This window comes from Synechococcus sp. Minos11, from assembly GCF_014279855.1.
Taxonomy (GTDB): domain Bacteria; phylum Cyanobacteriota; class Cyanobacteriia; order PCC-6307; family Cyanobiaceae; genus RCC307.
In genome coordinates this window covers 765,258-778,947 of the sequence record NZ_CP047953.1, presented here as the reverse complement: position 1 = coordinate 778,947, position 13,690 = coordinate 765,258, and the positions used below count along the sequence as shown (strand labels likewise).

Sequence of the window (13,690 nt, the reverse complement as noted above, 5' to 3'; positions counted from 1 at the left end):
GGCTACATATTTTTTTCGTTCGACTCGATACAGCACGAGCGCTGATCACACCTATCACCAGGAGTAATCAGAGGACGTTGCGACCGTGCTCACCTCCAACACCCGCCTCAAGCTTCAGGGAATCCTGCGGCGCATTGCCCATCAAGACGAAGTCAGCCTCGGCGATCGCATCTATGTGCAGAAATTCGCCGACCGTGATGCCACCGTCGCCAGCTGGTTGCGCACAGCACGCAGGCTTCAGCGTGGCCCAGCCGCTGCGGGGGTGGATCAACTGCTGACCGCGCTCGATTTGGGTGATGTGGATGGCGACGCCAAGGCCCCCAACAATCCCGACGACGATCTCGGCGATTGGTTCAGCGGCGCCCCGGACTGGTTACGTCGCAGCTGAGTAGCCCTTGCGCTGCGGTCCGCAGTCGGTACCTTCCGGCCAACGGACTCCTTAGCCATGGCCAAAAGCAACGGGCAGCAGACCACGGTGGACCCCCAAGCCAACGAATGGATCTCCAAGGCCATGGAAGACGGCGTCAAGCCTGAGCAGGCTCTGGCCTTCATGGGTTTGGGCTTGATGCAGCGCCTGAACGGAGAAGACAACAGCTTCACCACCATCTGGCAGGAATCCCAAGAGGGACAGGCTGATCTGCACAGCCTGCGACAACGCCTGGAACTCATCGATTTAGCGATTCGCACTGGAGCGCCTTTAAGCACCAGCGAAGTGGGCGCCTTGCTCGGTGCTCGGCCCGGTTCCGCCATGGTTGAACGTGGCGGTGTTCAGGCCAAGCGCATCAGCCGCAACGTCTGGAAACTCAGCCGCAACGAAGACAGCAGTGAGCGCGGCGGCTACGGCGATGCCTTCCGCCGCCGCCTCTGATTAGCCCGCTGCAGCAGCATCACCACCGCTGGTGCTGAACATGCGGAAGGCACTGATCATCAGGGCCACACCGAACAGCGTGCCCATGGCCCAGAGCGTGTCACTGGGCCATTCCGCCAAGACAAGCCCGCCCAACAGGCAGGTGATCACCCCATCCACCAGCACCAGGTTGCGGGCTGCATCGTTATGGGAGGCAGCGGATGCGAGCTCCATCACCCCTTCAATCACCAACAGAGCACCAATAAATAAGGTCAAGCTGAAAGTGCTATCCAGCGGAAACAACAGCACAAACAGGCCGCCACCGAGATAGAGGAGCGCTGAGAGCAGGCGAAACGCCTTACCCCGTCCATCGGCTGCAGCGCCGACGCGCAACAACTGGCTCACACCAGCGGCTAAGGCCACAGCACCAAAGCCAATCGTGACCGCCAACGCGGAGATGAACGGAAACACGATGGCGGCCAGCCCCCCGAGCAACAGGAGAACCCCTGTGGTGATGCGCAGATTGCGACTCGCAGGAACAGCCATCAACCAGATCTCGGAATTAACTGGAAGCTAGACAGAGCAGCCGTTCTTAACCTTTTTTCGATCTAAGACATCCAACCTTCTTTCATAGTGCCCATGGCTGCCATGGCTGAGGCAACGCCGTCACCAGAGTCCAAGGGAGTCGTGGATGAAAGCCTGAAGCAACGGCTCAAAAAGCAGCCACGACGGCAAGAGGTGGAGCCCGCCCTGCCCAATGGGGAGGCTTCGGTTCATCACCAAGACGATGAAGGCGTCGAATTGCGCGGCCATAGCATGCGTGGCGATCACTAGCTCGGCGTTGCAGACTGTGTTCTCCAACACCCCCCCAATCGTTGCCGGATACCGACGCCCTTAGCCGCCTGCAGCGGATCCGCCGCGAAGATGCTCTGGAAGCCATGGAGCGCGGGGCTGTGCTGCAGGCCTACAGCGCTGGTGAAACCATCTTCATCAGCAAACGGCATGGCCTTTGGGATTGGCAGCGAGATGGCATTCCGGGTTGGCTGCTGCCGGAGTTGGATGATGCCGGCTTATTGCCCGAGGCGTTGAAGACCGCCTGAATTGCCCCCACACTGACGGCACTGCAGGCAGAGCCATCCAAGCGTGAAGAGCGAGCTGGTGCGCAACAGCCTGAAGCTGTTCACGGCAGCCTTCATCACCGCTGGGGTCGCGCTGTGGACTGAGCGCATTGAATTTGTTTGGTATCCGCTCGTCGCTGTGGTGGTGGTGGTGGATGACAACGATGACCAAACAGCCAAAGCCGCCAGCAATCGGATTCTTGGCACCGCCATGGGCGGGCTGATCACTTTCATCGTTCACACCATCGTTCAAGGCTGGGTCGGGGTGTTGGTGTCGCTGCTGGTGATGATCCCGGTGCTGCGGGTGCTGGGTTGGTCCGGTGGATTGAACACCGCTGGTCTGCTGAGCGTGATGTTTTTGATGATTCCCGACTACACGGCACTCAACTGGGAGTACGTCTTCAATCGCGGCCTCGACACGATCATTGGCTGCATCATTGCCCTGCTGGTTGGCCTGTTGTTTTGGCCGCGTGGTGTCTATGAAGAGCTCAACCAATCCGATGCCTACTTACGACGAGCCATTGGCGATCAATTGCAGCGCTACCGCGATTGGCTAACCCACAAGGGGCCCCGTCCGGTGCCATTGCCACCGGCTCCACTGTCCATCAGGCTGCAGCGCATCGAGTCGCTGGTGAGTCAAGAACAACGCAGCTCTCGCCGCAGCCAGCTCAAGAGACGGGGCTGGAATCGGCGCCTGCTGTTGTGGCAGCAGGGCTACTTCCACTGGCTGGCCTGGGAGCAGATGATGGCCGAGCTGCCAGAAGCTGTGCTGCGGCGAGCCGAACTGGTTGAAAGCAGCGTGGAGGCCATGGCCAATGAGCTCCGCAGTGGCGTGCTCGGATCACAAGCGCCAGCCAGCCTGAAGCAATGGCACACCACGACACAGCGTGAGCAGCTGCCGCTGTTCGCGATGCTCGCCTTGGCCCAGGAGCAGCAACCCCTGCATGGCTCCCTTCGGGCCCTGGCCAGGAGTGTGCCGTGCTGATCACCCGCCGCGATCTACGCATGGCATTCACGGCGGGGCTAGGCAATGGCTTTAGCTACCTCAGCGGCATCCCTTTTGGGTATTACGTGCCGCTTGCGGTCTTTGCCACAGCCGGTGGCACCTACGGCGCATCACTGGAGCTTGGACGCCAACGCATCCTGGGCACGATCCTCGGTGGAGCCCTGCTCTACGTCTCCTTTTGGGGGCTCAAAGACATTCCCCTGGCTTTGGCCATTGCCATCACCCTGGGGACCCTAAGGCTGCTGGGTGGCTTACTGAAGCTCAAGGTGGGCTACAAAGTCGGCGGGCTGATCGTCGTGATGGGCTGGCTGATCCATGGCGGGGACATCCCCATTTGGATCACCATCCGGCTGTTCTGGACGGCGTTTGGGGTCATCCTCACGGTCTTAGCGCTGCAGCTGTTTTGGCCGATGCGCAGTGGCGTTGAAGTGTTTAAGCACTACGCCAACTTGCTGGTTGGCATCCAGGCAGGCCTACAGGAGAGCGTGCGCCAAATCGAAGGGGGAGCGGTCAATCGCCGCAGCGCTCAGGTGATGCATCAACAACTGCGCAACCAACTGATCAGCCTGCGCAAAGAGCTGCCGAGTGTGGCCCAAGAACTCGGCGAAAACCCGATGCGGCATCCCCGCTACCTGCTGATTAATGATCTGATCAGCTGTTCCTCGCGGCTGATCATCGCCATTAACGGACTACTGCGTTACCAATCGGTCAGGCCTGATCTTGCAAGCCTGCGTGTGATTCACCAAGCCGAATCAGCCTTGCTGAATGCTGTTAGCGAACGGCTTGCCCTCTGGCAGCGCCTCCTACTGACAGTGGAGACCCACAGCAACAGGCTGCCGCCAGCGCCAGCTGTGCCATTCCAACCGCCCGAGCGCTGGAACAGCTTTTACCAAAATCTGCAGCAAACCAACACCGGCGATCTCAGCTTTCAGCAGCTGGAGCGGATGGCCAGTCGCATTAGTCGCTGCCGCCAAATCCAGCGCACCATTGAGCAAACAGAACGGCAATGGGCCGATTGGCAGAGCAGCTAAGCCAGCACAAGCTCAATCACGTGAGTCGTCGTTTTGGGGCCGCGATGACCACCAGCGCTCATAGCGGTAAGCCAAGATCACCAACAGCACCACGAGCCAAAACCAGAGCTCGGGGGCATTGGCATTGAACAAAATCAGCAACAACACCACATCAGCTACCAACCAGGGCAGTTCACGCCGCAGCAATGGATTGCGAATGCGAGGAAGTCGAGTCACTGGATCACTCAATCGTGTCGGGTTGAACCAAGAAGGGGCGGTTCCAGAGGCGATCGATGCGCAAGGTGCGGAATCCACCGGTCAGGGAGCGCAGGCCAGGAATCACATAACTCAAGGGGGAGCGCCACTCCACATAGGCATGGGTGGTGGCGGTTAAGCCCTCGCGGATTGGGAACACACCACTGCCCAATGAGAGCGTCCAGCGGTAGCCATCCATGCTGCCTTTGCTCCGCACCAACCCAATTTCAGCGCGCATCACCGGCCCATCTTTGGTGAGCTCCTTGGCCAGCTGCGGGTTACCCGTTGTGGTGGACACATCGTCTTCGGTGGAGGGGAGGGTGAGAACGCTCGTGACCTTGCCAACGATCCCGCCAAATCGTCCGCGCTGCTGCCAATCAGGAACCACCTCCACGGGTAAGCCCAGCGGTAGACGGCGCGCATCAGCAGGCTTGAAATAGGCCACGGCATTGAGCTGGGGAGCCTTGCTTTCTCCGGCCTCAGACGATCCCAAGATGGTTCCCAAGCGGTCGCTGACTTTGACCGTCTGACCTGGGATCACCTGAAGATCAATCATGACGCCATCACGTCCAGCCATCACCTTGCCGTCGTAAGCGATCTGGGCTTCGGTGACGCTGATCTTGCGCTTGAGATCACCAATGGCGAATTGCCGCTCGAGCGCTTCGGTTTCAATGTCGAGCTTCACCTGCTGATAAGCCGTCAACACCCGCTTGCGCTGAATCGTGACGTCATCAAGGCTGACGCTGGTATTGGTCAGACCCTGCTCAGCTGAAACCACCTCACGGGACAGCGGGGCTACCACCTGGCGTGAACTGAGCCATTCGAGGTTGTTCAGCTTGTTGCCATAGGTCGCTTGCAGGCGGCTGTAGCGGTCGAGATCGTCATCGAATTTGGCGAGGGCCACATCCACCGCGGCTTTTTCAGTCTCCAAGCGACGGGCATCACGCTCATTGAGCTCGCGGTTGATGGCTTCGAGCTGCAGCAAGTTGCCCCGCTGCTGCGCCAATTCACGTTCCAAAACCGGCAAATAGAGCGACATCAGCTCTTGGCCTTGCTTGACCCGATCGCCCACCTCCACATTCACGGCCAGAACTTGGCCTTGCGCCCGGGCATTCAGCAATCCCGCCTTGCTGGGAAAGATCAACACGCCTTGGCCTTTGACCTCGGTTGGCACCGGCCAAAACAGGGCCCATAGCAGCAAGACCCCGGTGACGCCGGTGAGGCAAACGCCAACCTGGCCGTGGTCACTCAGGCCGGCCCAGCGGGTTTTGAGCTGTTCGGCTTTGGCCTCACAGCGATCGAGCAGTTGGGAGAAGAAACGCTTCGCCATGGCGTTTAACGCTCAGATCCGGGCAAGGACAACCAGATCAAGCCAGACTGCCGCCGAATTCTTTGTCCAGGTTGTTGATCGCGCGCCCTCTTGGCTTGATGCGGTGGGCAGCCTTGACGCTGGCGCTGGCGGCCCCTGCAACGCTGCCGGCCCTAGCCCAACTGGATTCAACAGCAGAAGTTGACAAGCTCGAGCGCAGCTGGCAGCGGCTGGATCGTGAATTACGGGCCCTCGATGCCCTGATTCCACCGGAACCTGAGCCGATTCCCAATCGCTTTGAACCGGCACCACCGCTGCCGCAATCGCTCTTGAAGCCCAATGCGGCTCCCACTGGAACCTTGGCTCCAGGCGCAACAGCGGCGCCCATCCCCCTAGCGCTACCGGATGCCGAACAGCTCCAAGCCGGAGCCATCAAATCGCTGAGCTTGGATCAAGCCCTTGCCATTGCCTTCAACAACAACCCTGAGCTGCGAGCGCAGCGGGAGCGCGTTGCGGCAGCCCTCGCTGAACTGCAGGCCGCCATGGGCACCTACTGGCCGCGCATCAGTGCCTATGCCGAGGGGAGCACGGGGCAGAACAGCAACAACATGAACGTGCCCACGGGCAATGACACTCTCAATGGCATCCCCGTGATGTCGAAAAACGGGCTGCTCGATTCCAAGAATCAACCCACCGATGGCCCTTTCTACACACCAGCGGGCGGGGGGGCCTACTACAACGGCACCGACAATCTCGGTGAAGCGGGCCTAGAGATTGACTACGCCTTGATCGACTTTGCCCGCACACCCCTGGTGCAGGCGGCGCGCGCCAACCTCGAGCAACAGCGCAATCGCTACGGCAATCAACTGCGGCGACTACAACTCGACGTGAGTGAGGCCTATTACGGACTGCAGCGCGCCGACCAGAACGTGCGGATTCAAGACGCCGCCGTTCAAAACGACCTGGTGATCTTGCAGGACACCTTGGACATGCAAATTGCCGGCTTGGTGCCCCGCTTGGATGTGATGCGTCGCCGTGCCATTGAAGCCAGCGACCAGGAAGTGCTGATCCAAGCCATGGCTGATCGCGCCATTGCCCGGCGACGGTTAGCCGTGGTGCTCAACCTCAACCCGGAGATCACCCCCAGCGCCAGCGATCCGATCGTGCCGATGCCGGATTGGCCGCTTGATCTAGAGGCCAGCCTGCTGGCGGCCTATCGCGGCAACCCCGAGCTGGAAGCCATCCTGGCCGCGCGCGAGGCACTGGCCAAGCGCAGTGATGCGGTGGCTGCGCAGCTGCTCCCCAAGCTGTCGCTGTTCGGCAATGCCGGCACCTACGGCATCAATGAGCAGATGTACAACGTGATTCCCAAAAACGGAGGCTGCTGCGGTACCGCTATCAACACCGTGTCCAACAACAGTGGTTACGACTGGGCCCTAGGGCTCAGCTTGCAGTGGCTGCTATTTGATGCCGGCACCACCAGCGGGCAAGCCCGGGCACTTGATCGGCTGGCAGCCGCTAGTGCCCAGGACTATGCCGCCATGCGCAACGCCATTCGACTCAGGCTTGAAAGCGCTTTTTTCAACCATGAGGCGAGCTTGGCGAAATTGGCCTCGGCGCGGCGGGGCGTTGCCTCCGCCATCGAGGCGTTTCGCGATGTGCGGCTGCGCTATCAAACCGGCCTCTCGAGTGAGCTGGATCTATCGATCACTCAAGAGCGCTTAATCAGCAGCCTGGTGCAACGCCTTGATGCTGCGGTGGATGTGAATATCACTTACGCCCAGCTGCTGAGGGAACTGCTGCCCGTGCCCCTGGACCCCAACGCGCCCTTCACGCCCCAGCTCACCTACACAGCAAGCCCAAACCCTTGATCTGACTCCAATCATTCGTCACTAAGGCCTGGGCCATCAGCGGAGTGAGCGCTGGCACCAACGCAAACGGACCACCAAAACCGGTGAACAACGAGAGGTTGGGGCAGCCAGGTAGCGGTCCCAGCAGAGGTTGTTGATCGCGGCTGTAGGCAACCGGCTGCTGCTGCAAACGCAAGGGCCCATGGGAGCTCTCAATCAGCGATGGCACAAGCCGTGATTGCACCCCGCTGAGCTGCTCGAGATCCTCATCAACGGGCGGTGGATCATCGATGGGGCGATCAAACCAGGAGGTTTGCCCAACCAAGAGACCACCCCCTGGCGCCGGCGCCAAGCCTGGATCACAGATCACAGCCGCACCCGAGGCAGCGGTTTCACGCCCGCTGCGTTGCCCCAACAACGGCATGACGATGCGCTCAGCCGCCAGCTGGGCTCCATCGCACTGGCCAACCCCAGCCCAGCTGAAGTCCAAGGCCGAAGGCGTCTGCAAACCCATGGCCTTCAGCAAAGCCAGCGTTGCTGCACCGCTGCACAACACCACCGCCTCCCCTTGCTCAAGCCGCTGCCGCAATTCATCAGCCGGCAGTGGAGCGCAGCGCTGCACTCCTGCCGCAGCCCATGCACGCTCAAGACCCTGCTGAAAAGCCAAGGGATCAACACGCCAATACGGCAGTTGCATCACTCCGCCTAAATCGGCTCCAGCCAGGAGCGGTTCCTGCTCAATCGCCTCATGGGCTGAGAGGGCTGTGAGCTCTGGTTGTTGCGGCAAGCCGGCTAAGGCTTGCTGAACCTTGGCAACCGCTTGCGGGGGAGCTTGCTCAGGCCAATGCAGCCACAACTTCGCAGGCCTCAGCCCCAGCTCGCCATGGCGCTGCTGCAGCTGATCCCAGCGGCGAGGTGCTGTAGCCAACAGCTCTCCCAAAGGATTGGCAGCGCCTGCCCACCACGGCACTCCGCCGTAGCTCCAGCCCGTTGCCGAATCGGCCAGCGAACCACCAGCCAGTTCCACCTCAACGCCAAGCTCGGCCAAGGCCAGCGCCAGCAACCCACCACTGAGGCCCGCCCCGAGCAGCAGCATGCGGGGCGGAGGGGCCATCAGTAATTGAGCGTGAACGAAGCAATCATTTGATGGAACATCTCCTGCACCTTGGGCCAGCGGGCTTCATTGGTGCTGGCAGCCAGGGTGTAGAGCTGCCCGTGATCAGCCACCACTGTGGCCAATTCATGCCGGTCCCGTTCAGCGAGATGCACCTTGAACTCCAAGTCGTAGAAAGTACGGCCCAAATCTTCCCGCTCACTGGCTTCGATCAGCTCAGCTTCACGACCGCTGCCAGGCGGTGCAATCACGGTGCGCCCTAGCTTTTCACCCACCGCCACAACGCTGCCGAGATCCTCCAAACGCTTGTCAGGGTCAACAGGAGCAATCACCAGGCTGATGGTTTCGTCGCTGTTGATCAGATCGTGGAACACCACCTCCGGGCCATCGCTGATGGCCACCCGGCTCCAGCCCGTTGGATAGAGGAAGGCATAACGGCCATCGGCGCTGCTGAAGCGCTGCAGACCCGCCGCAGAGCCTGCGCAACTCACCAGCAACACAGCCAACAGCAGTGGCAGCAGCATGCCCAGCAGGCGGCTTATGCGTGAACGTGCCATGGCAGAACTTGGCCCAAGTGGGCCCCATTGTGGCGTGATGACCTGCCTAGATTTCAGCCAAGCCATTGCAGGCCGCTGACTGTCTTCACCCGACCACTGGCCCGGCTGATCGAGCAATTCGAGCGCTTGCCCGGCATCGGACCGCGCACGGCCCAGCGACTGGCCCTCCATTTATTGCGCCAACCCGAGGAGCAGAGCCGCGCCTTTGCCGATGCCCTCTTGGCAGCGCGCCAGCAAGTGGGCCAATGCCAACGCTGCGGCCACCTCTCAGCCGATCCGATTTGCGACATCTGCCGCAACCCCGAGCGGAACATTGGCGTGATCTGCGTGGTGGCCGATTCCCGCGACCTGCTGGCGCTGGAGCGCACCCGTGAGTTTTCCGGCAGCTACCACGTGCTGGGCGGATTGATTTCACCGATGGATGGCATTGGTCCTGAAGCTTTGGGCATCCAACCGCTGCTGCAGAGGCTGGATCCTGAGCAGGTCGAGGAAGTGATCCTGGCGCTGACCCCCAGCGTGGAGGGAGACACCACCAGCCTGTATCTGGCGCGCCTACTCAAGCCCTTCTGCCGGGTGACCCGCATCGCCTATGGACTGCCGGTGGGAAGTGAGCTGGAATACGCCGATGATGTGACCCTGGCTCGGGCCCTAGAGGGTCGCCGGATTGTGGAGTGAAACCGCCCGGTTATGAAGCCAACCACCCGCTACAGCTCCATCCCCCCCGCTGAGCGGTTGCCGGAATGGTTGCGCCGCCCCATCGGCAATGCCAGCGATCTTGAGGCTGTGCAAGGGGTGGTGAAGCAGCAGCGGCTGCACACCATTTGCGAAGAAGGACGCTGTCCCAACCGCGGCGAGTGCTACGCCGCCGGCACCGCCACCTTCCTGCTTGGGGGCCCGATCTGCACCCGCAGCTGTGCCTTCTGCCAAGTCGACAAAGGACAAGCCCCGCACCCACTGGACCCACTCGAAGCAGAGCGTGTGGCCGAGGCGGTCGAGACGCTGCAGCTCCGCTACGTGGTGCTTACCGCTGTCGCCAGGGACGATCAAAGCGATCACGGTGCCAGCTTGTTCACTCAAGCGATGACAGCGATTTGGGCCCGCAACCCGCTGGTGGGAATTGAGGTGCTCACCCCCGATTTCTGGGGAGGCCACCGCGATGAAACAGCGGCCATCAACGCCCAGCGCCAGCGGCTGCAAACCGTGCTGGACGCCAAGCCAGCCTGCTTCAACCACAACCTGGAAACCGTTGAACGGCTGCAGGGCGAAGTGCGCCGTGGCGCCAGCTGGGCTCACTCCCTGGGCTTACTGGCTGCCTCACGGGAGTTGGCCCCCACCATCCCCACCAAATCAGGGCTGATGCTGGGGCTTGGGGAGAGCTTTGAAGAAGTGGTGGCAGCCATGACAGCCCTGAGGGCCGTGGATTGCCAGCGGCTCACCTTGGGGCAGTACCTAAGGCCATCGCTGGCCCATATCCCGGTGCAGCGCTACTGGCACCCAGGTGAATTTGATCAGCTCGCTCAAATCGCGCGTGAGCTTGGTTTTGCTGATGTGCGCAGTGGTCCGCTGGTTCGCAGCAGTTACCACGCCGCTGGCTAAGCCTTCGGCTGGATGCCATCGAAGATCACATCGTGCGTGGCGCCATTGGGGCCGAGCTCGTCATTGATGGAACGAGTCCAGCGGCGAAGCAAAGAGGTGAACCACAACAGCACGGGGATCTGCGCGAAGAGCGAAGGGCCGTGAGCTTGCAGCGCAGGCCGGACTCAAAACGTAGCTGTGATAACCGTTGTTGAGCTTTAGGCATTCATGCCTTTTTTCCTGCCATGGCCCTACTGCAGCCAGCGCGGATTCGCATCCTGGCCATCGGCAAGCTCAAACGGGCCTGGGTCGCTGAGGGGGTGGCCTTCTACCGCAAACGGCTGCCAGGGCTGGAGGTGGTGGAACTCAAAGACAGCACACCAGCTAAGGAAGCCGAGGCCATCCGCGCGGTCAGGAAGCCGGCAGAGCGCTTGGTGTTGCTGAGCGAAGAAGGCCGGCAGCTCAGTTCAGTGGGATTGGCCGAACTCCTGGGAGGCTGGGCCTCCGAACGCCTGGCCCTGGTGATTGGTGGCGCCGATGGCCATGACCCCACGCTGAAACAACAAGCCGATGTCCTGCTCTCTCTCTCAGAGCTGACCTTCCCCCATGAATTGGCGCGGCTGATGCTGGTGGAGCAGCTCTACCGGGCCAGCACGATCCTGCAGGGAGGGCCCTATCACCGCAGCTGAAGCCGCCGCTCGCAGCGGCGAAGACCTTCGGCGCAATCTGCGCGCATCAACAGCCCCGAGCCACCCCAGATCAGGCGGCGCGGCAGATCCCAAGGGGCAGCACCGAGCTCCCGTTGGGGCTGAAAACTGAGCCGCTTGAAGTAGCGCACCAAGCGCCCATGCTGGCGAGGATCATCACGAATCGCCAGCAGCCAGGCCGTGCGGCAGGGCGTTGCCTCGAGGGCCCAGGCAAAGGTGGCCGCCCAAATCAACAGCCCCACATCCTGGGTGTCGCGTCCTTGCACACGCATCGTGTCGAGCCGCAGCCCTTGGCGCTGAGGGGTGGCCCAGCCTTTGAGTTCGCCCAACAGTGCCAAGCTCTGATCAGAACTGCGGCGCGCCACGACAACCCGGAGGGTTTGTAGAGGGCCAGCACCACCCAACTGCAAGCGCAATAGCAAGCCCCGCGCAGCGGCCTGCTGTTCAATCAGCGCCAAATCAAAGCTCATGGCTCGGCCCGGTAGCGATCAGCCGACAACACCGCATCCAAGGGCAAGGGGCCATAGAGATGGGGAAACTGTTCGCCTGTTGGAATGGGCTCCCATTTCAACTGATCGCTCAGCAGCTTGGCGGGATCGACCGTGAGCAGCACCACGTGATCCAGATCGCCGTAGAAGCGCCCATGGGTGGCCTCCAGCTGATGGGCCCCGCTGAGATGGATGAAGCCCTCCTCTTGCAGGGAGCGGCCGCGGGTGGAGCGCTGATAACTGCCCTGCTGGCGGGCGTGCTGCCACTCATGGGGCAACGCCAAGTGATACAGCCACTGCGGTGAACGCCAGCGCTGCCGCGCCGCCCATGGCGGCTCTAAAACCGCGGCCAGCTCAGGCGAACTGAGGAATTGATTCAGCCAGCGCTGCAGGGGCTGCAGAGCTGGCTCCGCATCAAAAGCGGCTGGATCGCTTTGGCGGAACTGGCGCACAAAGGGCAGTAGAGCCAGATCCACCAACGAGGGCGCTGAACCCAGCAACCAGCCCTGCGGCTGCAAGCGTTGATTCCACTCGCGCAGGATGGCAAGCGCCTGCTGACGATGAGCACCCCCGTCACTGCCGCTGTAGCGATGGGGGTAGCGGTAGCGATCGAGATGGTGCTTGAAAGGGCCGTCGTTTTGCTGCAACAACTGCTCGCCATCGCGGCTTGCCGCCAGCTCCAACAGGTGAGTGGGATCGTTCTGGGCCAAGGCCCAACGCATCACCGCAAGGCTTTCATCGATCGGCGGCCCCTCAGGCCGCACCAACACCGGCACCGTGGCCTTGGCTGAAGCGGCGATCAATTCAGGCGGCTTGCAGCGCAGATCCACTTCCCGCAGTTCGGGGGTAATGCCGGCTTGACGCAGGGCCAAACGGGCCCGAATCGCATAGGGGCAACGCCGAAAGCTGTAGAGGATCAAGCCAGTCAAGCCTTAAGCCCCTGCGGGGGAGGCCAGGCTGATGCGCTGATAGCAGAACCACAGCCACTGCTGAAAAAACAGATTGCGGTGGGAGCGCCACAGCGTTTGCGGCAGTTCGGCATCAAAGTTTTGCGGCGGCGGCACATCACCACGGGCACGGTCCCGCTCCATCTCCGCCAGCAAGCGCCCGGAGCTGTACTCCGGATGACCCAAATGCATCAGCTGGCGTTGATCGGGGGTTTCAAAAATGCTGTAGCCCACCTGCTCACCGTGGGCGAGTAAACGCAAGCGCCCTTGCCGCTGGGCCTGCTCCATGGCGGCATCATCCAAACCAGCGTGCCGGCTTTGCGGGCAAACAAAGCTGTCGTCTTGGGTGCCCATCAGGGCATGCCCTGGCTTGAGGCTGCGCATGGGGAACACCCCAAACAACTTCTGCGCAAACGCCGTCTTATCGACCCCGGCCAGGTAGGCCAAGGCAAATCCAGCCCAACAGAGGCCCAGCGTGCTGGCGCACTGGGTGCGGGCAATGCCAACCAACTCGACCATTTCCTGCCAATAGGTGACCTGCTCGTAGGCCAAATGCTCAACAGGGGCACCAGTGATAATCAAACCATCGAGGGACGCTGATGCATTGGCTTGCTCCCAAGAGCGATATTGCTGATCGAGATGGTCGTGATCCCAGGTCTTGTAGTCGTGGGATTGAAGACGAATCCAAACGGGTTCAATCTGGAGCGGCGAAAGGCCGAGGGGATGCAACAAATTGAACTCATATTGCATGCCCAAAGGCATGATGTTGATGATGCCGATGCGCAGCGGTCTGATGTCTTGCCGCTCCGCCAATTCAGGCTCAATCCAGGAGATCCCGTTGCGCTCAATCGCCGCGACTTTGTGATAGTTCTTCGGCAGAATGAGCGCCACGATCTCTTGCCCTCGT

General features: G+C 61.3%; 18 protein-coding genes. 10 read left to right on the top strand and 8 right to left on the bottom strand.

The features are described from left to right. Positions 1–85 precede the first annotated feature (85 nt). On the top strand, positions 86–388 hold the full coding sequence (locus SynMINOS11_RS04210) for a hypothetical protein (protein WP_186550041.1): 303 nt from the start codon (positions 86–88) through the stop codon (positions 386–388). A 57-nt stretch (positions 389–445) separates the two neighbouring features. Beyond that, a complete protein-coding gene (locus SynMINOS11_RS04205; RefSeq protein ID WP_011935229.1) occupies positions 446–868 on the top strand; it encodes a hypothetical protein in 423 nt (140 codons plus the stop codon). Here the strand turns inward: SynMINOS11_RS04205 and SynMINOS11_RS04200 are convergent, their stop codons facing one another. Then, positions 869–1,393, bottom strand: a complete 525-nt coding sequence (locus SynMINOS11_RS04200) for an HdeD family acid-resistance protein (RefSeq protein WP_043737895.1) — start codon at positions 1,391–1,393, stop codon at positions 869–871. It abuts the gene before it with no gap. Between the two features lie 102 nt (positions 1,394–1,495). On the opposite strand from SynMINOS11_RS04200, the gene SynMINOS11_RS04195 reads away from it, so the two are divergent. From SynMINOS11_RS04195 to SynMINOS11_RS04180, 4 genes are read left to right on the top strand one after another with little or no spacing between them, the layout of a single operon-like run. Next, entirely contained in the window at positions 1,496–1,681 is a 186-nt protein-coding gene (locus SynMINOS11_RS04195; protein ID WP_186550039.1) for a hypothetical protein, read from the top strand. Between the two features lie 41 nt (positions 1,682–1,722). Continuing rightward, positions 1,723–1,947, top strand: a complete 225-nt coding sequence (locus tag SynMINOS11_RS04190) for a hypothetical protein (RefSeq protein WP_011935226.1) — start codon at positions 1,723–1,725, stop codon at positions 1,945–1,947. 43 nt (positions 1,948–1,990) lie between these two features. Next, positions 1,991–2,950: an FUSC family protein gene (locus SynMINOS11_RS04185; protein ID WP_011935225.1), complete on the top strand. Its 960-nt coding sequence runs from the start codon at positions 1,991–1,993 to the stop codon at positions 2,948–2,950. After that, entirely contained in the window at positions 2,944–4,002 is a 1,059-nt protein-coding gene (locus tag SynMINOS11_RS04180; protein WP_186550037.1) for an FUSC family protein, read from the top strand. Before SynMINOS11_RS04185 ends, SynMINOS11_RS04180 begins: the two co-directional genes overlap by 7 nt. A 12-nt stretch (positions 4,003–4,014) precedes the next feature. On the opposite strand, the gene SynMINOS11_RS04175 is transcribed toward SynMINOS11_RS04180, so the two are convergent. Then, entirely contained in the window at positions 4,015–4,218 is a 204-nt protein-coding gene (locus SynMINOS11_RS04175; RefSeq protein ID WP_043737893.1) for a hypothetical protein, read from the bottom strand. Positions 4,219–4,222: 4 nt separating this feature from the next. After that, positions 4,223–5,566: an NHLP bacteriocin system secretion protein gene (locus SynMINOS11_RS04170; RefSeq protein WP_186550035.1), complete on the bottom strand. Its 1,344-nt coding sequence runs from the start codon at positions 5,564–5,566 to the stop codon at positions 4,223–4,225. A gap of 98 nt (positions 5,567–5,664) precedes the next feature. Between SynMINOS11_RS04170 and SynMINOS11_RS04165 the strand changes: the two genes are divergently transcribed. Beyond that, the gene (locus tag SynMINOS11_RS04165) at positions 5,665–7,416 is read left to right on the top strand and encodes a TolC family protein (protein ID WP_255445486.1); all 1,752 of its coding nucleotides are present in this window, start codon (positions 5,665–5,667) and stop codon (positions 7,414–7,416) included. Here the strand turns inward: SynMINOS11_RS04165 and SynMINOS11_RS04160 are convergent. Together SynMINOS11_RS04160 and psbP are read right to left on the bottom strand one after the other, a co-directional pair. Continuing rightward, positions 7,388–8,509 carry an NAD(P)/FAD-dependent oxidoreductase gene (locus SynMINOS11_RS04160; RefSeq protein WP_186550031.1) on the bottom strand — a complete coding sequence of 374 codons (1,122 nt, stop codon included), beginning with the start codon at positions 8,507–8,509 and terminating at the stop codon, positions 7,388–7,390. The two genes, SynMINOS11_RS04165 and SynMINOS11_RS04160, sit on opposite strands and share 29 nt — an antisense overlap. Then, positions 8,509–9,066 carry a photosystem II reaction center PsbP gene (gene psbP / locus SynMINOS11_RS04155; protein ID WP_186550029.1) on the bottom strand — a complete coding sequence of 186 codons (558 nt, stop codon included), beginning with the start codon at positions 9,064–9,066 and terminating at the stop codon, positions 8,509–8,511. The genes SynMINOS11_RS04160 and psbP overlap by 1 nt, the downstream gene beginning before the upstream one ends. 96 nt (positions 9,067–9,162) lie before the next feature. Here psbP and recR point away from each other — a divergent pair, with 96 nt between their 5' ends. From recR to SynMINOS11_RS04140, 3 genes are all read left to right on the top strand, one after another. After that, positions 9,163–9,741, top strand: coding sequence for a recombination mediator RecR (gene recR, locus SynMINOS11_RS04150; protein WP_043737889.1), 579 nt, complete (start codon positions 9,163–9,165; stop codon positions 9,739–9,741). Positions 9,742–9,753: 12 nt separating this feature from the next. Next, positions 9,754–10,662, top strand: a complete 909-nt coding sequence (gene lipA, locus SynMINOS11_RS04145) for a lipoyl synthase (RefSeq protein WP_186550027.1) — start codon at positions 9,754–9,756, stop codon at positions 10,660–10,662. A 224-nt stretch (positions 10,663–10,886) separates the two neighbouring features. Next, positions 10,887–11,330 (top strand): 23S rRNA (pseudouridine(1915)-N(3))-methyltransferase RlmH, encoded by a 444-nt coding sequence (locus SynMINOS11_RS04140; protein WP_186550025.1) that lies wholly within the window; start codon positions 10,887–10,889, stop codon positions 11,328–11,330. On the opposite strand, the gene SynMINOS11_RS04135 is transcribed toward SynMINOS11_RS04140, so the two are convergent. Genes SynMINOS11_RS04135 through SynMINOS11_RS04125 form a run of 3 tightly spaced genes read right to left on the bottom strand, consistent with a single transcriptional unit; the run spans position 11,318 to position 13,674 of the window. Further along, positions 11,318–11,818, bottom strand: a complete 501-nt coding sequence (locus tag SynMINOS11_RS04135) for a hypothetical protein (RefSeq protein WP_186550023.1) — start codon at positions 11,816–11,818, stop codon at positions 11,318–11,320. The two genes, SynMINOS11_RS04140 and SynMINOS11_RS04135, sit on opposite strands and share 13 nt — an antisense overlap. Further along, positions 11,815–12,765 carry a DUF952 domain-containing protein gene (locus tag SynMINOS11_RS04130; protein WP_186550021.1) on the bottom strand — a complete coding sequence of 317 codons (951 nt, stop codon included), beginning with the start codon at positions 12,763–12,765 and terminating at the stop codon, positions 11,815–11,817. Before SynMINOS11_RS04130 ends, SynMINOS11_RS04135 begins: the two co-directional genes overlap by 4 nt. Before the next feature lie 3 nt (positions 12,766–12,768). Continuing rightward, entirely contained in the window at positions 12,769–13,674 is a 906-nt protein-coding gene (locus SynMINOS11_RS04125) for a homoserine O-succinyltransferase (protein WP_186550019.1), read from the bottom strand. Positions 13,675–13,690: the final 16 nt, after the last annotated feature.

Bases quoted from the DNA above. Each gene is read 5' to 3' on its own strand.
- SynMINOS11_RS04200 (WP_043737895.1), bottom strand. From the start codon at position 1,393: ATGGCTGTTCCTGCGAGTCGCAATCTGCGCATCACCACAGGGGTTCTC.
- SynMINOS11_RS04195 (WP_186550039.1), top strand. From the start codon at position 1,496: ATGGCTGAGGCAACGCCGTCACCAGAGTCCAAGGGAGTCGTGGATGAA.
- SynMINOS11_RS04170 (WP_186550035.1), bottom strand. From the start codon at position 5,566: ATGGCGAAGCGTTTCTTCTCCCAACTGCTCGATCGCTGTGAGGCCAAA.
- SynMINOS11_RS04160 (WP_186550031.1), bottom strand. From the start codon at position 8,509: ATGGCCCCTCCGCCCCGCATGCTGCTGCTCGGGGCGGGCCTCAGTGGT.
- SynMINOS11_RS04140 (WP_186550025.1), top strand. From the start codon at position 10,887: ATGGCCCTACTGCAGCCAGCGCGGATTCGCATCCTGGCCATCGGCAAG.
- SynMINOS11_RS04165 (WP_255445486.1), top strand. From the start codon at position 5,665: ATGCGGTGGGCAGCCTTGACGCTGGCGCTGGCGGCCCCTGCAACGCTG.
- SynMINOS11_RS04135 (WP_186550023.1), bottom strand. From the start codon at position 11,818: ATGAGCTTTGATTTGGCGCTGATTGAACAGCAGGCCGCTGCGCGGGGC.
- SynMINOS11_RS04205 (WP_011935229.1), top strand. From the start codon at position 446: ATGGCCAAAAGCAACGGGCAGCAGACCACGGTGGACCCCCAAGCCAAC.
- lipA (WP_186550027.1), top strand. From the start codon at position 9,754: ATGAAGCCAACCACCCGCTACAGCTCCATCCCCCCCGCTGAGCGGTTG.
- psbP (WP_186550029.1), bottom strand. From the start codon at position 9,066: ATGGCACGTTCACGCATAAGCCGCCTGCTGGGCATGCTGCTGCCACTG.